The sequence below is a fragment of the Siminovitchia jepli genome, assembly GCF_047228825.1.
In the GTDB taxonomy this organism is placed as follows: Bacteria; Bacillota; Bacilli; order Bacillales; family Bacillaceae_C; genus Siminovitchia.
The window spans coordinates 72,572-97,139 of record NZ_JBFEGN010000001.1 but is presented as its reverse complement, the minus strand read 5'-3'; the positions used below and the strand labels follow the sequence as shown (position 1 = coordinate 97,139).

The 24,568-nt window shown below is 43.7% G+C and carries 21 protein-coding genes and 2 pseudogenes; 21 read left to right on the top strand and 2 right to left on the bottom strand.

Going from position 1 to position 24,568, the window contains the following annotated elements; all coding sequences use genetic code 11:
* The first annotated feature begins 95 nt into the window (after positions 1-95).
* From miaB to spoIIP, 14 genes are all read left to right on the top strand, one after another.
* Positions 96-1,637, top strand: a complete 1,542-nt coding sequence (gene miaB, locus AB1L08_RS00510) for a tRNA (N6-isopentenyl adenosine(37)-C2)-methylthiotransferase MiaB (protein ID WP_413062707.1) — start codon at positions 96-98, stop codon at positions 1,635-1,637.
* A gap of 1 nt (position 1,638) precedes the next feature.
* Positions 1,639-2,064, top strand: coding sequence for a YlbF/YmcA family competence regulator (locus AB1L08_RS00505; protein WP_413062706.1), 426 nt, complete (start codon positions 1,639-1,641; stop codon positions 2,062-2,064).
* 356 nt (positions 2,065-2,420) lie between these two features.
* Entirely contained in the window at positions 2,421-2,975 is a 555-nt protein-coding gene (cotE, locus tag AB1L08_RS00500) for an outer spore coat protein CotE (RefSeq protein WP_413062705.1), read from the top strand.
* Positions 2,976-3,084: 109 nt separating this feature from the next.
* The gene (mutS, locus tag AB1L08_RS00495) at positions 3,085-5,670 is read left to right on the top strand and encodes a DNA mismatch repair protein MutS (RefSeq protein WP_413062704.1); all 2,586 of its coding nucleotides are present in this window, start codon (positions 3,085-3,087) and stop codon (positions 5,668-5,670) included.
* 25 nt (positions 5,671-5,695) lie between these two features.
* The gene (gene mutL / locus AB1L08_RS00490; RefSeq protein WP_413062703.1) at positions 5,696-7,543 is read left to right on the top strand and encodes a DNA mismatch repair endonuclease MutL; all 1,848 of its coding nucleotides are present in this window, start codon (positions 5,696-5,698) and stop codon (positions 7,541-7,543) included.
* Positions 7,544-7,623: 80 nt separating this feature from the next.
* Complete coding sequence (locus AB1L08_RS00485) at positions 7,624-7,881, top strand: hypothetical protein (protein ID WP_413062702.1); 258 nt, start codon at positions 7,624-7,626, stop codon at positions 7,879-7,881.
* Positions 7,882-8,120: 239 nt separating this feature from the next.
* Positions 8,121-9,623, top strand: a complete 1,503-nt coding sequence (gene glpK / locus AB1L08_RS00480; RefSeq protein ID WP_413062701.1) for a glycerol kinase GlpK — start codon at positions 8,121-8,123, stop codon at positions 9,621-9,623.
* 93 nt (positions 9,624-9,716) lie between these two features.
* On the top strand, positions 9,717-10,667 hold the full coding sequence (miaA, locus tag AB1L08_RS00475; protein ID WP_413062700.1) for a tRNA (adenosine(37)-N6)-dimethylallyltransferase MiaA: 951 nt from the start codon (positions 9,717-9,719) through the stop codon (positions 10,665-10,667).
* A gap of 27 nt (positions 10,668-10,694) precedes the next feature.
* Positions 10,695-10,925 (top strand): RNA chaperone Hfq, encoded by a 231-nt coding sequence (gene hfq, locus AB1L08_RS00470; RefSeq protein ID WP_413062699.1) that lies wholly within the window; start codon positions 10,695-10,697, stop codon positions 10,923-10,925.
* A 406-nt stretch (positions 10,926-11,331) separates the two neighbouring features.
* On the top strand, positions 11,332-12,282 hold the full coding sequence (spoVK, locus tag AB1L08_RS00465) for a stage V sporulation protein K (protein WP_413062698.1): 951 nt from the start codon (positions 11,332-11,334) through the stop codon (positions 12,280-12,282).
* A gap of 97 nt (positions 12,283-12,379) precedes the next feature.
* Entirely contained in the window at positions 12,380-13,627 is a 1,248-nt protein-coding gene (hflX, locus tag AB1L08_RS00460; protein ID WP_413062697.1) for a GTPase HflX, read from the top strand.
* Between the two features lie 14 nt (positions 13,628-13,641).
* A complete protein-coding gene (locus AB1L08_RS00455; RefSeq protein WP_413062696.1) occupies positions 13,642-14,913 on the top strand; it encodes a methionine gamma-lyase family protein in 1,272 nt (423 codons plus the stop codon).
* Positions 14,914-15,073: 160 nt separating this feature from the next.
* Positions 15,074-16,408: a type I glutamate--ammonia ligase gene (glnA, locus tag AB1L08_RS00450; protein ID WP_413062695.1), complete on the top strand. Its 1,335-nt coding sequence runs from the start codon at positions 15,074-15,076 to the stop codon at positions 16,406-16,408.
* Positions 16,409-17,237: 829 nt separating this feature from the next.
* Positions 17,238-18,335: a stage II sporulation protein P gene (gene spoIIP, locus AB1L08_RS00445; protein WP_413062694.1), complete on the top strand. Its 1,098-nt coding sequence runs from the start codon at positions 17,238-17,240 to the stop codon at positions 18,333-18,335.
* A 71-nt stretch (positions 18,336-18,406) separates the two neighbouring features.
* Here the strand turns inward: spoIIP and lexA are convergent, their stop codons facing one another.
* Positions 18,407-19,027, bottom strand: coding sequence for a transcriptional repressor LexA (gene lexA, locus AB1L08_RS00440; protein ID WP_413062693.1), 621 nt, complete (start codon positions 19,025-19,027; stop codon positions 18,407-18,409).
* Positions 19,028-19,180: 153 nt separating this feature from the next.
* Here lexA and AB1L08_RS00435 point away from each other — a divergent pair, with 153 nt between their 5' ends.
* From AB1L08_RS00435 to AB1L08_RS00405, 7 genes and pseudogenes are all read left to right on the top strand, one after another.
* A complete protein-coding gene (locus AB1L08_RS00435; RefSeq protein WP_413062692.1) occupies positions 19,181-19,366 on the top strand; it encodes a hypothetical protein in 186 nt (61 codons plus the stop codon).
* A gap of 21 nt (positions 19,367-19,387) precedes the next feature.
* Positions 19,388-20,041, top strand: a complete 654-nt coding sequence (locus AB1L08_RS00430; RefSeq protein WP_413062691.1) for a YneB family resolvase-like protein — start codon at positions 19,388-19,390, stop codon at positions 20,039-20,041.
* 135 nt (positions 20,042-20,176) lie between these two features.
* On the top strand, positions 20,177-20,410 hold the full coding sequence (locus AB1L08_RS00425; protein ID WP_413062690.1) for a DUF896 domain-containing protein: 234 nt from the start codon (positions 20,177-20,179) through the stop codon (positions 20,408-20,410).
* A gap of 408 nt (positions 20,411-20,818) precedes the next feature.
* Positions 20,819-22,837: a transketolase gene (gene tkt, locus AB1L08_RS00420; RefSeq protein ID WP_413062689.1), complete on the top strand. Its 2,019-nt coding sequence runs from the start codon at positions 20,819-20,821 to the stop codon at positions 22,835-22,837.
* A 34-nt stretch (positions 22,838-22,871) separates the two neighbouring features.
* A pseudogene (locus tag AB1L08_RS00415) lies at positions 22,872-23,378 on the top strand (transposase); the annotation flags it as partial.
* Positions 23,379-23,515: 137 nt separating this feature from the next.
* Positions 23,516-23,953, top strand: a complete 438-nt coding sequence (gene sirA, locus AB1L08_RS00410) for a sporulation inhibitor of replication protein SirA (protein ID WP_413062688.1) — start codon at positions 23,516-23,518, stop codon at positions 23,951-23,953.
* A gap of 78 nt (positions 23,954-24,031) precedes the next feature.
* Positions 24,032-24,247, top strand: coding sequence for a YneF family protein (locus AB1L08_RS00405; protein ID WP_413062687.1), 216 nt, complete (start codon positions 24,032-24,034; stop codon positions 24,245-24,247).
* A gap of 31 nt (positions 24,248-24,278) precedes the next feature.
* On the opposite strand, the pseudogene AB1L08_RS00400 reads toward AB1L08_RS00405, so the two are convergent.
* A pseudogene (locus tag AB1L08_RS00400) lies at positions 24,279-24,413 on the bottom strand (hypothetical protein); the annotation flags it as partial.
* Between the last annotated feature and the right edge of the window lie 155 nt (positions 24,414-24,568).

The following is a 24,568-nucleotide window of genomic DNA, read 5'->3' as shown; positions in this document are numbered from 1 at the left end:
GATCTTGGCTAAATACCTTTATAACGTTTTCATACATTTATATATAATAGTCCATTTATATGTCTTGCCTTTTAAATATTGGAAAGGGGATTTTTATGAACGAGAAACAGCGTTTGGAAAGCCAGCAAGTCAAACAAATTGCTTCCTCCGATAAACAGGAGAAGGACTACAGCAAATATTTCCAAACTGTCTATATGCCTCCATCCTTGAAAGATGCGAGAAGAAGGGGAAGAGAAGAGGTCAAATATCATAAAGATTTCAATATTCCCGAGGAATTTCTCGGCATGGGGAAAGGAAGAAAGTTTTATATTCGCACGTACGGATGTCAAATGAACGAACATGATACGGAAGTTATGGCCGGTATTTTTATGGGACTGGGATATGAACATACGGAGTCAGCCGATGATGCGGATGTCATCCTTTTAAACACGTGCGCAATCCGGGAAAATGCGGAAAATAAAGTGTTTGGGGAACTTGGGCATTTAAAGCCGCTGAAACTGGAAAAGCCCGACCTTTTAATCGGGGTATGCGGGTGCATGTCGCAAGAAGAGTCCGTTGTAAACCGGATATTGGAAAAGCATCAATTTGTGGACATGATCTTTGGAACACACAATATTCACCGGTTGCCGCAAATTTTAAATGAGGCATACATGTCCAAGGAAATGGTCGTTGAAGTGTGGTCCAAAGAAGGGGATATTATCGAAAATCTCCCCAAAGTTCGCATGGGCCATATAAAAGCCTGGGTCAACATTATGTATGGATGCGATAAATTCTGCACATATTGCATCGTTCCCTATACACGCGGCAAAGAAAGAAGCAGGCGGCCGGAAGACATCATCCGGGAGGTTCGCCAACTCGCCGCCCAAGGCTATAAAGAAATCACATTACTTGGGCAAAACGTCAATGCGTACGGAAAAGATTTCGATGATATGGAATATGGCCTGGGAGATTTGATGGATGAACTGCGGAAAATTGATATTCCAAGAATCCGCTTTACGACGAGCCATCCGCGTGATTTCGATGACCACCTGATTGAAGTATTGGCAAAAGGCGGGAATTTGGTTGAACACATTCACCTGCCTGTGCAGTCAGGCTCCAGCGACATATTAAAAATTATGGGGCGGGTCTATACACGGGAGCAATTTCTTGAACTCGTAAGAAAAATTAAAGCAGCCATCCCGGATGTCTCTCTATCTACAGATATTATCGTAGGCTTTCCGAACGAAACGGACGAACAATTCGAGGAAACAATGTCACTGTACAGAGAAGTGGGCTTTGAGACAGCCTACACATTTATTTATTCGCCACGTGAAGGCACACCGGCTGCCCGGATGAAAGACAACGTCTCGATGGAAGTAAAGAAAGAGAGACTGCAGCGCTTAAATCAACTCGTAAATGAGTTTTCCGCCAAAGCGATGAAGAAATATGAAGGCCAGGTAGTTGAAGTACTTGTAGAAGGTGAAAGTAAAACAAATCCGGATATTTTATCAGGCTACACCCGAAAAAACAAACTTGTCAACTTTAAAGGTCCAAAGTCAGCAATCGGAAAACTTGTTCATGTCAAAATTGTCGAAGCAAAAACCTGGACGCTGGATGGCGTTATGGTTGAAGAACGAGAAGCAGTTGAGGTGAAGTAGGATGGCTAAATATACTAAAGAGGATATCGTAAAACAAGCCCATGAACTGGCTAAAATGATTGCCGAAACGGAAGAAGTTGATTTTTTCAAACGTGCTGAAGCCCAAATTAACGAAAACCAAAAGGTAAGAGAAATGATTTCCAGCATCAAGAGCCTGCAAAAACAGGCGGTGAATTTCCAGCATTATGGAAAGGACCGGGCCTTGCAGATGGTTGAAGAAAAAATCGAGAAGCTGGAAAAAGAGCTTGATGAAATTCCGATTGTCCAAGAATTTAAGCAATCACAAACAGATGTCAATGATTTGTTACAGATGGTGGCATCCGCCATTTCGAATAAAGTGACAGATGAAATTATTGTTTCAACCGGCGGCGATTTGCTGACAGGAGAAACAGGCTCCAAAATTAAAAACAGCCCTTCAGGCTGCTGAAGTAAAAAGACCGCTATCCTTAAGGATAGCGGTCTTTTTAAAAGGTTAAAGATCGTATAAAATTTGACCAGGCTATTCCTTAGAAAGGGTATGGCTGTGTCCAGCTCCGACGGACAGGATGTCCTCGCTTGCGCTTTTTTAATGTAAAGAAAGATGAATTTGCTCAGTTCGCCAATTTAATCAAATCCGACCTCCCGACTCCAACTTTAAAAAAACACGTCATCCTGTTGGGCGCATATGATATATCCCCGCACAAAACCTGCCCAATTAGGCGGGGGCGAAAAGGCAAAAATAAGCACAGGAGTCTATTCAGATGCATACGATGAAGTGATCATGAATGAGGAGGTTTCGCTCGAATGGCAGATCATAGAGAAATTATAACGAAAGCGGTCGTAGCGAAAGGACAAAAATATACACAGTCCAACCATACGATCTCACCGCCGCACCATCCTTCGAGCATACTGGGCTGTTGGGCTATCAATCATAAATATGAAGCACGAAAGGTCGGAAAACAAGTAGAAATTTTCGGTTCTTTTGATATTAATGTTTGGTATTCCCACCATGACAATACTAAAACGTCTGTGGTCATCGAAAAAGTAGATTATAAAGACATCATCAAGTTAAAATATCGAGACCCGGATTGTTTGGATGATAAAATCGTTTCAGCAAAAGTACTCCAACAGCCTAATTGTGTCGAAGCAGTCATATCAAAGAAAGGCAATAAAATATTGGTCAATGTGGAAAGAGAATTGCTCGTCGAAGTCATAGGTGAAACAAAGGTTTGTGTCGCTGTCTATCCGGATAAGTGCCCATGCGACGATGAAGAAGATGATGATTGGGTTGAGGAATTGAGTGATAAAGAATTTGAAGAAATAGACCCTGATTTTTTGGTAGCCAAGGATGATGAATAATATCCGGGATCGCTTCCCGGATTTTTCTATGTTTTTTTAAGAAAATTAGTCCCCCGGATGTTATGATATAATCATGGATAAGCTTGAAGTGGAAAGGAATCTGGTACATATGCGTCAGTATACACCGATGATACAACAATATTTGCGGGTAAAGGCTGAATATGATGATGCCTTTTTATTTTTTCGCCTTGGAGACTTTTACGAGCTTTTTTTTGAAGATGCCGTAAAAGCTTCACAAGAGCTTGAAATCACTTTAACGAGCAGGGATGGCGGATCCGAGGAAAAAATTCCAATGTGCGGGGTTCCGCATCATTCCGCGGCGGGATATATTGAACAATTAATACAAAAGGGATATAAAGTGGCCATTTGCGAACAAACGGAAGATCCCAAACAAGCAAAAGGCGTCGTCAAACGGGAAGTGGTCCAGTTGATTACTCCCGGTACAATGATGGACGGCAGTAAGCTTGCTGCAAAAGAAAACAATTTTATCGCAGCGATTGACTGTTTCAATGAAGAAACATTCGGCCTGGCCTATACGGATTTGTCAACGGGAGAAAGCAAGGTGACTTTGCTCGAAGGGAACCAGGATATATTGTTCGACGAACTTGCTACAATTGGCGCAAAAGAAGTGATAGCCTCCCAAGGGGTAATAAAGCAGCTTTTAAAAGGAATTGAGGAAAGATGCCAAGCCGTTATTTCATATGAGGATCAATGCCATTTCAGCGACGAGTTTCAATCCGTTCTCGACAATGTCCAAGATGAAAAAATGAATATTCCGGCATTGCGGCTGCTTCATTATTTAAAAAGAACCCAAAAGCGCAGCCTGGATCACTTGCAGCCTTTTTCCATCTATGAAAATAGCCAATTTATGAAAATAGATTTCTTCTCAAAAAGAAACCTGGAATTAACCGAATCGATCCGTGGAAAAGACAAGAGAGGCACGCTCCTTTGGCTGCTGGATGAAACGGCTACCGCCATGGGCGGAAGGCTGTTGAGGCAGTGGCTGGACAGACCGCTCATTCAAAAAAAGGCGATTGAAAAGCGGCTCCATCTCGTGGACATATTCATGAACCACTATTTTGAACGCCTTGATTTATGTGAATTGTTAAAGAGTGTTTATGACTTGGAACGGCTTGCCGGCAGGGTGGCATTCGGAAATGCAAACGCAAGGGATTTAATTCAGCTAAAAAAATCACTCATGCAAATTCCGGCCATTCGGGAACTTCTTGCAAGTATTAAAGATGAGGCTACAAACCGGATATCCGAAAATCTCGATCCGTGTGAGGAACTGACGGACCTGTTGGAAAGATCCATTGTGGACAATCCGCCGATATCGGTTAAAGAAGGCGGGATGATCAAGGATGGCTACCATGAAGAACTCGACAAATACCGGGATGCAAGCCGCAATGGAAAGGATTGGATAGCGGCTTTGGAAAAAGAGGAACGGGAAAAAACAGGGATCAAATCGCTGAAAGTCGGATACAACCGTGTGTTTGGCTATTTTATTGAGGTAACGCGCGCGAATGTGAAATTTCTCGAAGAAGGACGATATGAACGCAAACAGACGCTGGCGAATGCCGAAAGATTCATTACTCCAGAGCTGAAGGAAAAAGAAGCCTTGATCCTTCAGGCAGATGAAAGGTCAATCGAATTGGAGTATGAAATTTTTCTGGAAATCAGAAAAACCGTAAAGACATACATCCCGAGACTTCAAAAGACGGCAAAAATCATTAGTGAAATTGACGTTTATCAAAGCTTTGCAGCAGTGAGTGAAACCCGGCATTATACAAGGCCGTCCATCAGCGCAGATCGGAAATTGACGATCGAGGATGGCAGGCATCCGGTCGTTGAAAAAGTCATCGGTTCCCAGGGTTATGTTCCGAATGATTGTTATATGGATGAAAAGCGTGAAATGCTGCTGATCACTGGACCGAATATGTCGGGAAAAAGCACATATATGCGGCAAATTGCGTTAACGGCCATCATGGCTCAAATCGGATGCTTTGTTCCGGCCGAAAAAGCCGATCTTCCCATTTTTGATCAAATTTTTACAAGAATTGGGGCAGCGGACGACTTGATTTCCGGCCAAAGTACGTTCATGGTAGAGATGCTTGAAGCAAAAAATGCTATTTCGAACGCAACAAAGGATAGTTTAATTTTGTTTGACGAAATCGGCCGGGGGACTTCAACCTATGACGGCATGGCACTTGCGCAAGCAATAATTGAGCATATCCATGAAAAAATCGGGGCCAAAACGTTATTTTCGACCCACTATCACGAACTGACCAGCCTGGAAGAAAAATTACTGCGCTTAAAAAATATTCATGTCAGTGCAGTGGAACAAGAAGGCAAATTGGTTTTTCTGCATAAGGTAAAGAATGGTCCCGCCGACAAAAGCTACGGAATCCATGTTGCGGAGCTTGCAGCGCTTCCAAAGGAATTGATCGAGAGGGCCGAAGAAATTTTGGCGGAACTGGAGAATGGGCAGTTACGGCATGCAGCACCCAAAAAGGAAGAAACAAAAATTACCGGTCATGATCATGAGCAATTGGCTTTTTTTGGAGAGCCGAAAGCGACTTTAGACAGCCGGGAAAAAAAAGTTCTTAAAGAAATTCAAAGCATCAATCTTTTGGAGATGAACCCCCTGCAGGCTTTAAACACTTTATTTTCACTCCAAAAGAAATTGAAGAAATAACACGATAGAAGGGGAGTTTCCGGATATGCGCGAAATTGTTGAATTAAACGAAACCTTATCCAACAAAATTGCAGCGGGTGAAGTTGTCGAAAGGCCTTCCTCCGTCGTCAAAGAGTTGGTGGAGAACTCCCTAGATGCAGGCAGTACCATTATTGAAATAAAAGTGAAGGAAGCGGGGATTGGCGAGATCCGGGTGATTGACAATGGAAAGGGGATTGGAGAAGAAGACGTTGTCACGGCTTTTAAAAGACATGCGACCAGCAAAATAAAAGACGAGCATGATTTGTTCCGGATCAGAACACTCGGATTTCGCGGTGAAGCGCTCCCGAGCATTGCCTCCGTTTCCCGCTTGCAAATTGTAACGGCAAAAGAAGGCGAGGACGGAACGAAAGTGATATTGGATGGGGGCAAACTCGTCAAACATGAAAAGGCAAAAGCAAGAAAGGGTACGGATATAACAGTTTCCGATTTATTTTATAATACTCCGGCCCGCTTGAAATATGTAAAAAGCCTTCATACAGAAATGGGCCATATTACCGATGTGGTCAACCGCCTGGCATTGTCAAATCCAAACGTATCCATCCGGCTGCAGCACCATGAGAGAATTCTTTTACATACAAACGGCAACGGGGATATACGCCAAGTTTTGGCCGCAATCTACGGGAAAAACATTGCCAGGAACATGATTCCCATCAGGGACCGATCACTTGATTTTTCCATTGAAGGGTACATTTCCAGGCCCGAAATCACAAGGGCCTCCAGAAACTACCTTTCTGTGCTCATTAATGGAAGGTTTATCAAAAATTATTCGCTTGCCAAGGCAATTTTGGAAGGATATAAAACACTGCTTCCGATCGGGCGTTTTCCAATCGCCCTTATTGCCGTTGAAATGGATCCGCTGCTCGTTGACGTCAATGTGCATCCGGCAAAATTGGAGGTCCGGCTGAGCAAAGAACAGGAATTGAATGAACTGATCGCCACAACCATTAAGCAGGCATTTAAAAAGGAGCAGTTGATTCCACAAGGATCGGTACCAACTGCACCAAAAAAACAAACCTCATTTCAAACGGAGCTGGAATTGGAACCAAGCAAAGATGCAAAAACAGGGGACAAGCAAACGTACCAGCATCAGGAGCGTTTTACGCGAGAAAAATTATTGCCGGTTCATGAAATGAAAAAGCTCTATGAGCCGGCTGACCAACCTGAAGCGTTTAAAGCCCCTGTTCCTGATGAGGTCAAACTGCCGCAGCCGCCTCCCGTGCATGTGGAAGAAGAGGTTCAGCCGCCAGAAAGAATTCCTGCCCTGTATCCGATCGGGCAAATGCACGGCACATATATTCTGGCCCAAAATGAAAACGGCCTTTATTTGATTGACCAGCACGCTGCACAGGAAAGAATCAAATATGAATATTTCCGTGAAAAGCTTGGCAGAGTGGAAAATGAGTGGCAGCAGCTTCTCGTCCCGATCACCCTGGAATTTTCGGGAGACGAGTTTATAAAAATCATAGAATACAAGGAAGAATTAATGAAAGTCGGTGTATTGCTCGAGGAGTTTGGCATGAACAGTTTCATCATCCGCTCCCATCCGGCATGGTTTCCAAAAGGCCAGGAAAAAATGATCGTGGAACAAATGATCGAGCAGCTTTTGACGATGAAAAAGGTGGACGTGAAAAAGTTACGGGAAGAAGCAGCCATTATGATGAGCTGCAAGGCAGCCATTAAAGCGAACCGGCATTTAAGGGATGATGAAATCCAGGCGCTTCTGGATGAGCTCCGAAGGGCAGAGGATCCGTTTACTTGCCCACACGGCCGTCCGGTTATCGTTCACTTTTCCGTGACAGATCTGGAAAAAATGTTTAAAAGAATCATGTAACATATTATTCATCTTAAGCATAGTACTTTCTTTGGAAAAAGAGCTATAATGGGGATATAGCATCTTTAGGAGTGATATAAGTGACTCTTTATATGATCATTGCGGGGGTTATCGTCAGTATTGCTGCTCTTGTCGGGACATTTCTTGTCGGCAAAGACGTAACCCGGCAAATGAAACAATATGAAGAAGAAGGTGATACCGCCGCCAACGAGCTTGCGAGATCCCTGGAATATGAAAAAACATCTTTAAAAGTGAACATTAAGCGGTTGACATGGATATATGTGGCTTTGATGCTCGTTGTTCTGTTTGTTTCCATTGGCATTGCTTACTACGGCTGAACAAGCATCTTGATGATGCTTGTTTTCCTTTTTTTAAGTAAAATATACCTTGGTAAAAAATTTTTCTTCAAAAGACGTTTTCTGTGTCCAGCTCCGGCGGCCAGGACGTCCTAGTATCGCCGGCGCCACGCCTACTATCGACTGAGAGATTAGCGTCTCGGGTGCTCCTGCGCTTCCTTATAGGTGTTCTATGTTTCCTGTTGTTATAATATATACAATGTTGGAAAGGGGATGGGTTGATGGAACAATATATTTTGGCGATCGACCAGGGAACGACAAGCACAAGAGCCATATTGTTTAATAGAAACGGTGAGGCTGTAAACATTTCCCAGAGAGAATTCACCCAATATTTTCCTTATCCGGGATGGGTGGAACACGATGCCAATGAAATTTTTGGATCTGTATTGGCTGTTATTGCCGCCTGTTTGGCTGAAGTTGGAGTAAGGCCCTCCCGGGTTGCCGGAATCGGCATTACAAACCAGCGGGAAACGACTGTTGTATGGGATAAGGATACAGGACGGCCGATTTATCGTGCGATCGTTTGGCAGTCCCGGCAAACGGAAGGGATTTGCCATGATCTGAAAGAAAAAAACTTGGAAGAAACATTTCGGAAAAAAACCGGCCTGCTAATAGATCCGTATTTTTCAGGAACAAAGGTCAAATGGATCCTTGACAATGTTGAAGGGGCCAGGGAAAAAGCGAAAAACGGCAAGCTCTTATTCGGAACAATCGATACGTGGCTCATTTGGAAGCTGTCTGGCGGAAAAGTGCATGTAACAGATTTTTCCAACGCTTCCCGTACATTAATGTATAATATACATACGCTCCAATGGGATCCGGAATTGCTGGATATTCTCGAAGTTCCCGAAGCTATGCTGCCTGATGTAAGATCGTCGTCGGAAGTATATGCTAAAACGGTTCCGGAACATTTTTTTGACCAGGAAATACCGATTGCCGGTGCAGCAGGAGATCAGCAGGCCGCACTGTTTGGCCATGCATGCTTTGAAGAGGGGATGGCCAAAAATACGTATGGAACCGGCTGTTTCATGCTGATGAATACAGGTGAAAAGCCCGTGGCATCAAAACATGGACTTCTTACAACCATAGCATGGGGGATCGGGGGAAAATTGGAATATGCACTGGAAGGCAGCATTTTCGTTGCCGGCTCGGCAGTCCAATGGCTAAGAGACGGTCTGCGCATCATCAAGAACGCCCCTTCCAGTGAAACATACGCCTTAAAGGTCGATTCGACCGATGGCGTCTATGTTGTTCCCGCATTTGTGGGATTGGGAACGCCTTATTGGGACAGTGATGTGAGGGGAGCTGTATTTGGCTTGACGAGGGGCACGACAAAAGAGCATTTTATCCGGGCGACTCTCGAGTCTCTTGCCTATCAAACGAAGGATGTATTAATGTCCATGGAAGCGGATTCAGGCATTTCGCTTAAAAAGCTGCGTGTAGACGGGGGAGCCGTGGAAAACAACTTTTTAATGCAGTTTCAGAGCGACCTGCTGCGTACGGCTGTTGAAAGACCAAAAATCAATGAAACGACGGCCCTCGGAACGGCCTACCTGGCGGGACTTGCGGTCGGTTTTTGGAAGGATAAAAACGAAATTGGTGAAAGATGGGCTTTGGATCGAAAATTCCAACCGGAAATGCCGGAAAAACAGGCCAACAAGCTGTATGCCGGATGGAAAGCAGCAGTCAAGGCTGCTATGGCATTCAAACTTGGTGATGAATAAATAACTCGTAATGGCGATGTAAAAAAATTTTCTTTTGTATACTTTTTTTGGTAATATAACAGATAAGCAATATCGTGAAAGCAGTGAATCCCTTTGAAGGAGAAAAAAAAGCTCATCGTCATTGTCGGGCCGACGGCTGTTGGAAAAACAGAGACAAGCATTACAGTTGCAAAATGTTTCAACGGAGAAATCATCAGCGGCGATTCCATGCAAGTGTATAAAGGGATGGATATTGGCACGGCCAAAATCCGGCCCGATGAAATGAACGGAATTCCGCATCATTTGTTGGACATCAAGGAACCGGAAGAACCTTTTTCAGTGGCAGATTTCCAATCGGTGGTCAGAGAAAAAATCGATGAAATTACAGCGCGCGGCGCTATTCCCATTATTGTCGGCGGAACAGGACTTTACGTTGCATCGGTTTTATACGATTACAAATTTGCCGCCGAACCGCCTGACACGGCATACCGCCAAGCCTTGGAAAAAAGGGCTTTGGAAGGAAGGACAGCCGAATTATATGAGGAATTGGCCGCCGTGGACCCGGAAACGGCGAGAAACATTCATCCCCATAATGTAAAAAGGCTTATCCGCGCTTTGGAAATTTACCACTTAACCGGAATGAAAAAGAGCGACAAACCGAAGGCAGATGCTGAACCGCTATATGATACAGCTTTAATCGGGCTTACAATGGATCGAAGCAAGCTGTACGAGCGAATCAACAAGCGTGTGGACATCATGATGAACACGGGCCTTCTTAAAGAAGCCAAACATTTTTACGACAAAGGCCTCCGGGGCGTACAATCCGTTCAGGCTATTGGCTATAAGGAACTTTATGAGTACTTTGACGGGAATCTGTCTCTTGAAGAAGCAGTCAATCTGCTGAAAAAAAATACAAGGAGATATGCGAAGCGCCAGCTCACCTGGTTTCGAAATAAAATGGATGTCACATGGTTTGACATGACGAATGAAAGGGAACACTTGAATAGAATTAACGAGATTGTTCAATTTATTGCAGGAAAGCTGCAAATAAAATCGAATACATAAGTATAGAGAAAAAGAGGAGGTCTTCCGATGAAGCAACCGGTTAACATTCAAGATCAATTTCTAAATCAACTGCGCAAAGAAGGAATCCATGTCACTGTGTTCTTATTAAACGGATTTCAACTTCGCGGACAAGTAAGAGGCTTTGATAACTTTACAGTCTTATTTGAATCAGAGGGCAAACAGCAGCTTGTATTTAAACATGCCATTTCTACCTTTTCACCCCAACGCAACGTTCAAATCAATTTTGAAGAAGAGTAAGAACATGAAAGCACGTACACGCCGAGTGTGCGTGTTTTTTTATTCGAAAAATATACTTTTTCCTTATGAAAATGAGCAGAAAAAAATCTGCTTTGTCCAGCTCCAGCGCCCAGCGACTAGCAAACTTCGCCCTCCTTTCCTCGAAAAAGCGTAAGCTTTTTCAAGGACGTCGCTGCTTGAGCCTGCCTTCGCCGCCGTGTTTCCTTTATCTCATTGCGGAGGGCTGTCGCTAAACGGGCGCTTGCGCTTTTCTTTATAAAAAGTTTTCGCCGTTCCCATAAAACATTCCGCGTCTGGTTCATCATGTAATGACGCTGGTCTTACTCGAATATAATCATAAAAACAATATGAGGAACAAAAATATCATATTGGGCGTATACTGTTTCTGAATGCGAGGTGATGGGCTGTGGATGAACCAATCAAGATGAAGAATAATGGCCAGATCAGTATTATGCTCAACATGAACAAAAGGGATAAAAATAAAAATTTGTATGAAAAAGTTTCTTCCCAATCATTGCCCGGCCAACATGCCATCTTGAATGAAATTGAAAGTGAGATGGATTCCCTGGTAGGACTCGATCATATAAAGAAAACGATGAAAGAAATTTACGCCTGGATATATATCAACAAAAAACGTGAAGCGGCAGGATTAAAAACGAGCCCACAAGTATTGCACATGATGTTTAAAGGAAATCCGGGGACCGGAAAAACGACCGTCGCCAGACTGATCGGCAAATTGCTGCATAAAATGGAAGTTCTTCCGAAAGGGCATTTGATTGAAGCGGAAAGGGCCGATCTTGTTGGCGAATATATTGGCCACACAGCACAAAAAACGCGGGATTTGATAAAGAAAGCATCCGGCGGTATATTATTTATTGATGAAGCCTATTCGCTTGGCCGGGGTGGCGAGAAAGATTTCGGTAAGGAAGCGATCGACACGCTTGTAAAACATATGGAGGACAAACTGCATACATTTATTTTAATCCTTGCCGGATATTCGAAAGAAATGGATTATTTTTTAAGTCTAAATCCCGGCCTTCACTCCAGATTTCCGCTTGTTTTTCATTTTCCCGACTATACCATCAATGAATTAATGGAAATTGCCAGACGCATGGTAAGAGAGAAACAATATGAATTTACCCGTGAAGCAGAAGCGAAATTAAAAGAACATCTTATATACGCCAAAGGTATGAACAGATCCATATTTTCCAATGGGCGGTATGTCCGTAATATTATCGAGAGTGCCGTGCGGGCCCAGGCCATGCGGCTCCTTTCAGAAAGCAGATTGAACCGCGATGATTTGATGACGCTTCATACCCGCGATCTGGTCTTTACAAAAAACAGCACATCTACTTAAGGCTTAACCCCGGTTCCTGGCGGGGTTTCTTTTTTTCTTTGCGAACATTTCTGTTATGATGTGATTAGACATTTTAAAGAAAGCAGGAGTGTCAATAATGACCACACATGAAGAGACAGCCATTCTTGTCGGCTGCCAGCTCGGAGAAAGCGACTACCGCTTTCAATATTCAATGGATGAACTCGCTTCGTTGACGGCTACAGCCAAAGGGAAAGTGATTGCAACCATGGAGCAAAAGCGTGATCGTCTTCACCCGTCAACCTATATCGGGAAAGGAAAGTTGGAAGAACTTCAGACGCTGGTGGAAGAGTTGGAGCCTGATTTAATCATTATCAATGATGAATTAACTCCGACACAGCTACGCAATCTTCAGGAACAGTTTTCCGGAAGGGTGCTGGACCGGACCCAGCTCATTCTTGATATTTTTGCACAGCGCGCCAAAACAAGAGAAGGAAAACTGCAAGTGGAACTCGCCCAATTGCAATATTTGCTGCCAAGATTGGCGGGACAGGGAATTGCCCTGTCAAGGCTGGGAGGCGGTATTGGAACAAGGGGTCCGGGGGAAACAAAACTGGAGTCTGACCGCCGGCATATCAGGCGGAGGATCGATGAGATCAAAAGACAATTGGAGACGATTGTCAAACATCGTGAAGGGTACAGATCCCGAAGAAGGCGAAATAATACGTATCAAATTGCCATTGTAGGCTATACAAATGCCGGAAAATCGACATTATTTAATCGTCTGTCAATGGCCGAATCATTTGAAGAAGACAAATTGTTCGCCACGCTTGACCCGCTGACGCGAAGACTTGTCCTGCCAAGCGGGTACTCGGTTTTGATTACGGATACGGTCGGCTTTATCCAGGATTTGCCCACTACGTTAGTTGCAGCCTTCCGTTCAACGCTGGAGGAAGCACGTGAGGCGGATCTGCTGCTGCATGTCGTGGACTGTTCCAATCCGGACTATATCAACCATGAAGAGACGGTTTTAAAGCTGCTGGAAGAACTGGAAATCGAACATTTGCCCCAATTGATCGTTTACAATAAAGCGGATCAAATTGTTTCTGACTTTGTCCCAAGTTCGGGGGATACGATACTGATCAGTGCGTTTAATGAGAATGACCGGAATCTTTTGAAACAAAAAATTGAACATATGGCCGTATCATCCATGCAACACTACCATGTGATCATTCCTTCTCATGAGGGGCGGCTATTATCTGTTTTAAAAAGCGAAACCATTTTAAGGGAATTGACGTTTTTGGAAGCCGAACAAGCTTATAAATGCAAAGGGTTTGTTCTTTCGGATCATCCTGTAACCGGATCATTAAAATTATATGAAATCTGAAGGAGTCAGCAGGAATGTACACATTTTTGACACATAGAGATAAATTGGGCCCTGTCATTGAAGATGTTGAAGAGAAAATTTCGGGGAAACTGAACGAAATAGATCAACGGATTGAAGAAAATCAATACCGTGTATTGTCAAGCTTTCAAAAACATCGTGTCAGCGATACTCATTTTCATCCGTCTACCGGATATGGATACAATGATATGGGGCGGGAAACTTTGGAAAGCATTTATGCCGATGTATTCGGCGGGGAAGCGGGCCTCGTACGCCCGCAAATCGTTTCCGGGACCCATGCCATTGCCATTTCATTATTCGGAGTGCTTCGTCCGGGGAATGAATTGCTATACATTACCGGAAAACCGTATGATACGCTGGAAGAAATTGTCGGGAGCCGCGGCAAATCCAGCGGATCGTTAAAGGAATTTGGGATCGGTTATTCGGCCATACCCTTAACCCCGGAAGGAAAAGTGGATTTTAAGGCGGTTCAAGAGAAAATCAATCCGAAGACAAAAGTAATCGGCATCCAAAGATCGAAGGGCTATGATGACAGGCCTTCCTTTACAATAGAGGAGATCGCCGAAATGATTTCATTTGTAAAAGAAATCAACCCGGAGCTGATTGTTTTTGTCGACAACTGCTATGGCGAATTTGTGGAAACGCGTGAGCCGTGCCATGTAGGAGCTGATTTGATGGCAGGATCGCTTATTAAAAACCCGGGTGGGGGAATTGTAAAAACGGGAGGCTATATAGTCGGCAAAAGGGAATACGTCGAGGACTGCTCTTTTAGAATGACCTCCCCGGGCCTGGGCTCGGAAGCCGGAGCTTCCCTGTACAGCCTGCTTGAAATGTATCAAGGGTTTTTCCTTGCTCCGCACATAACAGGGCAGGCATTGAAAGGAGCTGTCTTTACGTCGGCCTTTCTGGAACAGCTCGGCATGAAAACAGAGCCGAAATGGACTGCTGTACGGACAGATTTAATCCAATCGGTCCAGTTTGGAGATGCCGATTTAATGATTGCGTTTTGCCAGGCCATACAGGCCGCATCTCCGGTTGATTCATACGTTTTGCCGCAACCGGGCGAAATGCCGGGATATAGCGATCCGGTCATTATGGCTGCGGGCGCCTTTATTCAAGGATCAAGCATAGAACTGTCAGCCGACGGGCCAATCCGTCCTCCTTATGCTGCTTATGTGCAGGGCGGACTTACATACGCCCATGTAAAAATTGCCATCACCACTGCAGTCGATCATTTGCTGGAGAAAGGTTTGATCCATGTAAAATAAGTGTATATATATATCGAAGGCAGCAACATATTGCTGTCTTTTTAAAATTTTTTCTTGACAGATGATACCGTGAGATTTATTATTTCGTACATGATATTTTTCTTACTGCATGATTGCTTTGTCATGTTGAATTTGTTACTTTCAGGAGGAATTTTTTTACATGAGCATGTTTACACGAGAAAGTATTACACAGCTTGCGGAAGAGCAAAACGTCAAGTTTATCAGGCTGCAGTTTACAGACATTTTGGGAACGGTAAAAAATGTGGAAATTCCGATCAGCCAATTGGGAAAAGCGCTTGACAATAAAATGATGTTTGACGGATCTTCCATAGAAGGATTTGTAAGAATAGAAGAGTCCGATATGTATTTGGTTCCGGACCTTGATACGTGGGTTATCTTTCCATGGACAGCCGAAAAAGGGAAAGTGGCAAGATTGATCTGTGACGTCTATCATAAATCCGGAGAACCCTTTTTAGGCGACCCGCGAAGTAACTTGAAAAGAGTTTTAAAAGAAATGGAAGAGTATGGCTTTACCGAATTTAACCTTGGTCCGGAACCGGAGTTTTTTCTTTTTAAATTGGACGAAAAGGGAGAACCGACACTTGAATTAAATGATAACGGCGGATATTTTGACCTGGCTCCAACAGACCTTGGGGAGAACTGCCGCCGCGATATTGTGCTGGAACTTGAAGAAATGGGCTTTGAAATTGAAGCTTCCCACCATGAAGAGGCACCCGGCCAGCACGAAATCGACTTTAAATATTCAGATGCCGTCAGTGCATGCGACCATATCCAAACATTCAAGCTTGTTGTCAAAACGATCGCCCGTAAACATGGCCTGCACGCCACGTTCATGCCCAAGCCGCTTTATGGCGTAGCCGGATCCGGCATGCACTTTAATATGTCTTTATTTCGAGATGGAAAAAATGCGTTTTATGATCCAAACGGCGAATTGCAGATGAGTGAAACGGCATTTCACTTCATGGCAGGCATCATTAAACATGCACCAGGCTTTACAGGGATCACAAATCCGACCATTAACTCATATAAACGGCTTGTTCCGGGTTATGAAGCTCCTTGCTATATTGCATGGTCTGCGCAAAACCGCAGTCCGCTTGTCAGAATACCATCATCAAGGGGACAAAGCACAAGGATCGAGCTCAGAAGCGTCGATCCAACCGCAAACCCGTACCTGGCTATGGCGGTCCTTTTAAAAGCCGGATTAAGCGGCATAAAAGAACAATTAACACCTCCGCAACCGGTAGACCGCAACATTTATATCATGAACAAAAATGAGCGGGAGCAGGAAGGCGTTGTAGATTTGCCGCATAATCTCCATGAAGCATTGCAGGAATTAAAGGCTGACGAAACGATGAAAGCCGCATTGGGGCCGCACATTTTTGACAACTTCATTGAAGCAAAAGAGATTGAATGGGAAATGTTCCGCACCCAGGTCCATCCTTGGGAAAGAGAGCAATACATGAAGCTGTACTAAGCTGGATAATGATGAGCGGAATACAGTATTCATCCTTAAACCTTCTGAAAATAAGGATACTGTCCCATGATGGGCAGTATCCTTCCAATTCATTTTCATGCAGGAATAGAATCGGACGTTATTGCATCCTTCCGTGTATTATAATCTTTCTTGTAAATAACAGGAGGGCCATACTAACAGTTATAGTGTAAACTATCTTTTTTTTGATTTTTAAACAGAATATTTACAAAAACTTTAAACATCATTCACATAGGTGTGATAGATTTCATTTAAAGAGGTGAAAAGAGGCCAAAAAATTTGGGGGCCGGATATAAAAATATTCCTTATGGCTAAACAGTTTGATTATGGTATGGCATCTGCATTGAAACTACCTTTAGGAAGGTGACGGAATGGCTGTTAAAGCAGAAGTCCTATTCACGCTTCTCATAGTCCATTTCTATATTTTGTAATTACAACTTGGATTGTTTTCTATGACATCTCTTGCGGGATGTTTTTTATTTTGCCAATTTAAAGGGGTCCCGGGCTTTCCTGCTTTTCTCTTTTTCCATTCGGTCTGTCCACTCTGCAATTGCTCATGTGTGGCCCAAAACGGCTTTGCCCTGATACGTATGTAACCGGCAAAAGCCGCTCATCCTGTACATCAATATATGTGCCGGAGCTTTGTTTTTGCATATTCTCGTCATGATTCATATCGGAAATTAAAACATCGCGGGACCCATAAAGGGTTCCTTTTTTTTATCGCTTAATGAAAGGACAAGTTTTTAATCATAGACTCTATCAAACCTCATATAAATGGTATTAACCAAATTTTTCTTAAAGGATGAACCAGATGGTCAAATTCGCAGCAAAATCTTTTGCAACTGTTGTCGCACTTTTTTGCTTAATTTCGGCGATTGCCTTTTCGAGTGTAAAAATCAGCCTATTGTCCTTCATTGGGGATGACCCATCAAGAACAGAGGCCTTCCTGTATGTCATGTCACTGGAAAACCACGCTTTAAAATCAAGTATTCCCGAAGGATTTGAGCGTTCTTTGGGAAGAGATATACTGGAACTATTTACAAACATCAATTTAAGAAACATGAAGACGTTTTTAATCAGTGAAATTCCGGGCCTGCATGCGGCAACTCCGAAAATTATTATAGCAGGGAAGGGAGCCGATTTTACGAATTTGCCGATCGAATCTCCTCCTCCGGATGATTTGGATGTATGGGAAGAAGGCAATGATGACCCGGTGGAGGAATCATCGCCACCAAAAAAGCAAACAACCACCGGCGAACCCGTCGTTTTCATCTATTCCTCGCATAATACGGAATCATTTCTTCCTCTTCTTCCAAATGTAAAGGACCCAAATCGGGCATGGCACAAAGAGAAAAATGTGACTTTGCTCGGGAAAAGGTTGGGAGAAAAGCTAGGGGAAAAAGGAATTAAAACATTGGTTAATGAGGTTGACATACAGGCGCTCCTAAAAAAAAGAAATATGGAGTATTTTCAATCCTATAGTGTTTCCCGGGAGATTGCTGTCGAAACAATGAAGCGGCATAAACAGATTCAATTTTACTTTGATATACACCGCGATTCATCGCGAAGGAGTGTTACGACCACGACTATCAATGGAAAAACATACGCCAAGCCCTATTTTGTGATCGGGAAGGAGCATCCTAACTATAAAAAAAATCTGGAGTTGGCTTCCCATTTGTTTAATGCCCTCCAGGAAAAATATCCCGGGCTGCCCAGGGGTGTATATGGCAAGACCAAAGCAGACGGAGATGGGGTATATAACCAGGACCTGGCAGAAAATGCACTTTTAATAGAGATTGGCGGCGTGGACAATACATTGGAAGAGCTCAACCGTACCGTTGACGCACTGGCAGAAGTGTTCAGTGAATATTATTGGGGAGAAGCGAAGGAAGCAAGTAAGGAGAAATGACTAAAAAATAAGCGGCTCAATGCAATATCGAAGATTGGGCCGCTCACGCGTTGATGGGCAATAAATTTTTATCAATGGACGAAGCGCCTGTATAAGGCGATAACTTTTCCTAAAATGGTGACATTGGAAACGATGATCGGTTCCATGCTTGAGTTTTCCGGCTGAAGCCGGACATAGCCGTTTTCCTTATAAAACCTTTTGACTGTTGCTTCGTCTTCTTCGGTCATGGCGACGACGATATCTCCGTTGTTGGCTGTGTTTTGCTGGCGGACAATGACAAAATCACCGTCGTGAATGCCGGCTTCTATCATGCTTTCACCAACAATTTCCAGCATAAATACCTGGTCGTCTGCTGGAACGAGGGATTCCGGAAGCGGATAATAATCCTCAATATTCTCAACTGCTGAAATCGGCAGCCCTGCAGTAACCTTACCGACAAGCGGAACATTGACGGTTTTTTGAACAATGGCTGCGTCATCCTGATTCAAAACTTCAATCGCTCTCGGTTTGGTCGGGTCACGCCTGATGAGACCTTTGCTTTCCAGCCTGGCAAGATGCCCGTGAACAGTGGAACTTGAAGCAAGGCCAACCGCTTTTCCAATTTCACGGACGGAGGGAGGATAGCCCTTTTTTTTCACTTCATCTTTTATAAAGTTTAAGATGTCTTCTTGCCGTTTTGTAAGTTTTGTCACCTTTTCACACCCTTTTTCCCATGATAAGCTGATTCCTATTATATCATGCGTCATATTATTAAGCAAACATGGGTTCGTAATTTTGTTGACACAAACAAACGTTCCTATTATAATATTTATAAAAGGCGAACACATTTTCGGGAGGGGAAATGAATGATCACATCCATATGGAAAAATTATTCATTCGTCATCATCTTTTTTATACTGTCATTGATTATGGGATTAGTGATGATTATTAGTTGGGAACAAGAGGATGCTTCCTTACATACTGTCAGTACAAATGTACAGGAAGACCGGCATGAGCATTATGAACTGACGTTGAATAAGCAGAAAAGATAATTTCCGTTCGGAGTTGAAAAGATGAAAGCCATTATTTACTGCAGGGTCAGCACGGATAAGGCCACACAGGAAACTTCATTGGAAAGGCAGCAGGAAGAACTGATAGCTGCAGCCAAAAGGTGGAAATTTGAAATAAGCGATATCATATCCGAAAAAGCAAGCGGCTATGATTTAAACCGTCCCGGCGCACTGGATATGCTTGACAAAATAGAGTCCGGGAAAATTGATGCAGTCCTGATTCAGGATGAAACGAGACTTGGCCGCGGAAATGCCAAAATAGCCCTTATGCATTTTTTACTTAAGCGAGGGGTAACATTGTACAGCCTGTCCCATAACGGAGAGCTGAAAATATCGGAAACGGATTCCATGCTCCTTGATATCGTGGCCATGATCGAAGAACATCAGCGAACATTGCATAACATCAAAATCAAGCGGGGAATGAAAAGGGCGGTCGCCAAAGGATATCAACCGGAAAAAAATTTGAAAAATCGGGGAAACCGAAACGGCAGGGAAAGAACGGAAGTACCGGTTGAGGAAATCTTCCGTCTTAGACAAAACAACATGACCTTTGAAGAAATTGCCGCCACAATGAGAGGGTTCGGTTTTAAAGTGTCCAAAGCAACGGTCCATAGGCGTTACAAAGAATACATGGAGCGGGCGGACAAGCGGGAATAACGAGCGGGCGTCAGCGGCGAGCGTCTTTTTGTTGATGTGAAATTCTGACATATCGAATGATATGTCAGGGGCATTGTTTTCGCGACGACATTTTAGTAAACTGGAGATAACTTAAGGTAAAAAAGGAGTTTGACTATGCTTTCAAAAGAAAAGCTTGCTAGGATCAATGAGCTCGCCAAAAAAGCAAAAGAAAACGGACTGTCCAAAGAAGAAGCGAAAGAGCAGTCAAAACTGCGCGGCGAATATTTGCAATCTTTTCGCGCTTCTATGAGACAGACAATTGAACAGGTCAGGGTGTTTGATTCTACAGGAGAAGAAGTAACACCTGAAAAACTTCGCTCTATCCAGCTAAATAAAAAATTGCATTAAAAGTTCTTTAAAAACATCGAACGCCCTTCGATGTTTTTTTATAGAATAAGAAAGCACGGGTTTTTTTCACAGAGTAAGAAAGTACAAGTTTTTTTCAGCGTAACATTTAGAGCAAAGTCTTTTGTTGTCCAGCTCCAACGGACAGGACGTCCCAGTGCCGCCAGCGCACAGGACGTTGCTGCTTGAGCCTGCCGACGCACAGGACGTGCTAGTGCAGGCGAAGCGACAGGATGTCGCTGCCTGAGCCTGCCTTTCATCGCCGTGTTTTCTTTTTATCTCATTGCGGAGCGCTTCAGTTTGTACGTCGCTAAACGGGAGCTTGCGCTTTTCTTTATACCCAAAAGTTGTGAAAACGCAAAATTAACTTTATGATATGTTATAGATTAATCTGAAAGGAAGAGATTTTACATGGGAAAGCACAGTATCACTGAGATTGATGCGTTAGCTATTAATACAATCAGGACGCTGTCAATCGATGCCATTGAAAAGGCGAATTCGGGCCATCCGGGTTTGCCGATGGGAGCAGCGTCCATGGCCTATGTATTATGGGCGAAATATATGAACCACAATCCGAAAAATCCTGAATGGTTCAATCGAGACCGCTTCATTTTATCGGCAGGACACGGTTCAATGCTTTTATACAGCCTGCTTCATTTGACAGGTTATGACCTTGGGATGGAGGAGATTCAAAATTTCCGGCAATGGAAAAGCAAAACACCGGGACATCCGGAATACCGGTATACACCCGGGGTGGAGGCGACAACCGGGCCGCTTGGCCAAGGAATCGGAATGGCTGTTGGAATGGCCATGGCTGAACGCCATTTGGCGGCTGTTTACAACAAAAAAGACTACAACATTATCGACCACTATACATACACGCTGTGCGGGGACGGGGATTTAATGGAAGGAGTGGCTTCCGAAGCCGCTTCGCTTGCAGGCCACCTCAAACTGGGAAAATTGATCGTATTGTATGATTCCAACGATATCACCCTTGACGGGGATCTTGACAAATCATTTTCCGAAAATGTCGGTGCCAGGTTTGAAGCATACGGTTGGCAATACCTCCGTGTTGAAAATGGAAACGACCTGGAAGAAATTTCTGAAGCCATCGAAACCGCAAAAGCAGATAGTTCCCGGCCGACACTGATAGAAGTAAAAACCATTATCGGTTACGGCGCCCCAAATAAATCCGGGAAATCAGATGCCCACGGCAGCCCGCTAGGCGAAGCGGAAATGAAGCTTGCCAAAGAATATTATAAATGGACTTATGAAGAAGATTTTTACGTTCCCGATGAAGTATACGAACATTTTGAACAGAAGACGATAAAACGCGGAGCTCAAAAAGAAGCAGAGTGGAAAGAACGCTTTGAAAACTATAAAGCTGCTTATCCCGAACTTGCAAAGCAATTGGAAGACGCCATCAAAGGAAAGCTTCCTGAAGGATGGGACAAGGATATTCCGACATATGCCGAAGGTTCCAGCTTGGCCTCGAGAGCATCGGGGAGCGAAGTCATGAACAGCATTGCCAAAAATCTTCCTAATCTGTTTGGCGGAGCTGCCGATCTGGCAAGCTCGAACAAAACAATGATCAAGGGGGAAAAAGACTTTGGCCATGCTTCCTGCGAAGGCAAGAATATTTGGTTTGGTGTCCGTGAATTCGGAATGGGCGCTGCTTTAAATGGAATGGCGCTTCATGGCGGATTAAAAGTTTTCGGCGGTACATTCTTCGTTTTTTCAGACTATCTCCGCCCTGCCATCCGGCTTGCGGCACTGATGGAAATCCCGGTCACTTACGTATTTACGCATGACAGCATTGCGGTCGGCGAAGATGGTCCTACACATGAACCGATCGAGCATCTCGCTTCACTGCGGGCAATGCCCGGCCTGTCGGTCATAAGGCCTGCTGATGCCAATGAAACAGCTGCAGCTTGGCGTCTGGCCATTCAATCAGAAAATACGCCAACGGCACTGGTTCTAACACGCCAAAATCTTCCAACATTGCCGTATACGGCGGAAAGAGCCAAAAACGGTGTTGAAAAAGGGGCCTATATTATTTCACCTGCAAATAAAGAGCAGGCGGATATCCTCTTGATTGCTACAGGCTCTGAAGTAAATTTGGCCATCAATGCCCAAAAAGCCCTCCAAGAAGAAGGCATCCAGGCATCCGTTGTCAGCATGCCGTCATGGGACCGCTTCGAACAGCAATCTGACGAATATAAACAATCTGTTCTCCCTCCAACGGTTAAAAAACGCCTTGCCATCGAGATGGGCTCATCACTCGGCTGGCATAAATATATAGGCGATGAAGGAGATATTTTGGCGATAGACCGTTTTGGCGCATCTGCTCCCGGCGAAAAGGTAATCGAGGAATATGGCTTTACTGTAAACAATGTCATTACAAAAGTAAAAGTGCTGCTTCACAAATAAGAGGGGAATTTCCCCTCTTTTTTGAGGTGCCTGTCACCGCCGGGATCCTCTTTTTCTCTCAACCTCTGATTTCCAGGTGTTTTTTTATATTCTTCAACAGCTCCATGAAAAAATCCCCTTCGAACTCGCTTCATACTGTTTAATGACCAACCATTTTCATCTTCAGCTGCGTTCGCAGGAAGTGTCAATTCCCAAAGTGATGTCCTTGATTAATAAAAGGTATGCCAACTATTACAACGCGAAGTATGGTTTGACAGGCCATGTTTTTGAAAAACGATTTTATTCCGGCTTGATTGTGGATAAAGAGGGAATGTTCAAGCTCAGCCGTTACATCCACCTCAATCCCGTGGAGGCGATAATAGTTAGGAATCCAGAGGAATGCGGATGGAGCAGCTTTCCCTTGTTTCATGACCCGCAGTTAGACTGTCCGGGATATTTGGATACTAGCCGCATACTGAATCATTATGGGGGCAGTGAGGAAACGAGGAGGAGACTGTATGATGAAGAAGTGATGGGAAGCAGGGAAGGTACCTTTCTTTAGAAAAAAGGAAAATAGTATGAATGGAAACCGCCGGGAATCCTATTCGACAAAATTCGGGAGTGACAGTGGTCCGAAATGACAAATTTTTTGCGAATGTTCATTTATAATAGTAAAAAACGGCGGGAGTGATGGAGCAGATGAGAAAATATTCAATTTATTTAATAAAGGATGAGTTTGCAGATTATTTCTATGGCCGTGAAAGTAAATTTTACAGATTATTTGCTGCGCAGGGGCTGAACATGAACAACGAGGACGACATTGTAAAACAGCAAATCAACTATGTAACCCGGCCTTTGCCCTTTTTGGAACTGCACAAGTTATTGTCGGAATCTGTACAGGATAAGAAAATTGTGATTAAAGGAAAAGTATATTGTACGGGAAATGCCAAAGGAAAAAATGGCGCAGAACTGGCAATTGAGGAGAATTCACTGTCCCTGCACGCCTGGGGCGGCTTTGAGTCTGAGTCTGTATTTTTCGAGGTGCTGCGAAAGTTTGAGGGCCATTTTTTTGCCATTGATCGGGAAAATGAGCGTTACGGCTGGGTAAAACCAGTAAAAGAAAGAAAATACATATGACATGGAATATCAAGTATTGTATAATATTCGGGGATTCAGTAAACTGGATGGTAGACAATTTGAAGGAGGAATTGCTGAATGGTTTTGAAATTGGTTCTAACGGGCGTACTGGCCCTTTTGGCCGGTGTTGCATTAGGATTTTTCATTGCCCGTAAATATATGATGGACTATTTAAAGAAAAATCCGCCAATCAATGAACAAATGCTTAAAATGATGATGATGCAAATGGGAATGAAGCCATCGCAGAAAAAAGTCAATCAAATGATGTCAATGATGAAAAAACAGATGAAATAAAAAAACGGACGAGCCCGTCCGTTTTCTTTTATTAATTGGCGGGCTGCTGCTGAAGTTTCGTTATGGCCTTAATATTGTATTGATGGATTAATGAGTCCAGTTCAGTACTGTATTGCAATACAAGTTGGGATGTCAAGCTTGAATGATGTGATATTGCAATTAATTGTTCCCGCTTTTTCGAAGAATTTGACCCATTTACGGGGGAGAAAAATCGGAAGAAATAAAGAAATTCTTTAGAATTGGTGTGTGAATGTGGTGCAGAAGGGAAACCCTTTCAGTGGGCCTTTTAGGCCGAGGCCGGTAAGAGAGGCTTTCAGCCGC

What these genes read in the sequence shown, in the direction of transcription:
- miaB (WP_413062707.1), top strand. Translation starts at nt 96, where the DNA reads ATGAACGAGAAACAGCGTTTGGAAAGCCAGCAAGTCAAACAAATTGCT.
- AB1L08_RS00505 (WP_413062706.1), top strand. Translation starts at nt 1,639, where the DNA reads ATGGCTAAATATACTAAAGAGGATATCGTAAAACAAGCCCATGAACTG.
- cotE (WP_413062705.1), top strand. Translation starts at nt 2,421, where the DNA reads ATGGCAGATCATAGAGAAATTATAACGAAAGCGGTCGTAGCGAAAGGA.
- mutS (WP_413062704.1), top strand. Translation starts at nt 3,085, where the DNA reads ATGCGTCAGTATACACCGATGATACAACAATATTTGCGGGTAAAGGCT.
- mutL (WP_413062703.1), top strand. Translation starts at nt 5,696, where the DNA reads ATGCGCGAAATTGTTGAATTAAACGAAACCTTATCCAACAAAATTGCA.
- glpK (WP_413062701.1), top strand. Translation starts at nt 8,121, where the DNA reads ATGGAACAATATATTTTGGCGATCGACCAGGGAACGACAAGCACAAGA.
- hfq (WP_413062699.1), top strand. Translation starts at nt 10,695, where the DNA reads ATGAAGCAACCGGTTAACATTCAAGATCAATTTCTAAATCAACTGCGC.
- hflX (WP_413062697.1), top strand. Translation starts at nt 12,380, where the DNA reads ATGACCACACATGAAGAGACAGCCATTCTTGTCGGCTGCCAGCTCGGA.
- AB1L08_RS00455 (WP_413062696.1), top strand. Translation starts at nt 13,642, where the DNA reads ATGTACACATTTTTGACACATAGAGATAAATTGGGCCCTGTCATTGAA.
- glnA (WP_413062695.1), top strand. Translation starts at nt 15,074, where the DNA reads ATGAGCATGTTTACACGAGAAAGTATTACACAGCTTGCGGAAGAGCAA.
- spoIIP (WP_413062694.1), top strand. Translation starts at nt 17,238, where the DNA reads ATGGTCAAATTCGCAGCAAAATCTTTTGCAACTGTTGTCGCACTTTTT.
- AB1L08_RS00435 (WP_413062692.1), top strand. Translation starts at nt 19,181, where the DNA reads ATGATCACATCCATATGGAAAAATTATTCATTCGTCATCATCTTTTTT.
- AB1L08_RS00430 (WP_413062691.1), top strand. Translation starts at nt 19,388, where the DNA reads ATGAAAGCCATTATTTACTGCAGGGTCAGCACGGATAAGGCCACACAG.
- AB1L08_RS00425 (WP_413062690.1), top strand. Translation starts at nt 20,177, where the DNA reads ATGCTTTCAAAAGAAAAGCTTGCTAGGATCAATGAGCTCGCCAAAAAA.
- tkt (WP_413062689.1), top strand. Translation starts at nt 20,819, where the DNA reads ATGGGAAAGCACAGTATCACTGAGATTGATGCGTTAGCTATTAATACA.
- sirA (WP_413062688.1), top strand. Translation starts at nt 23,516, where the DNA reads ATGAGAAAATATTCAATTTATTTAATAAAGGATGAGTTTGCAGATTAT.
- AB1L08_RS00405 (WP_413062687.1), top strand. Translation starts at nt 24,032, where the DNA reads ATGGTTTTGAAATTGGTTCTAACGGGCGTACTGGCCCTTTTGGCCGGT.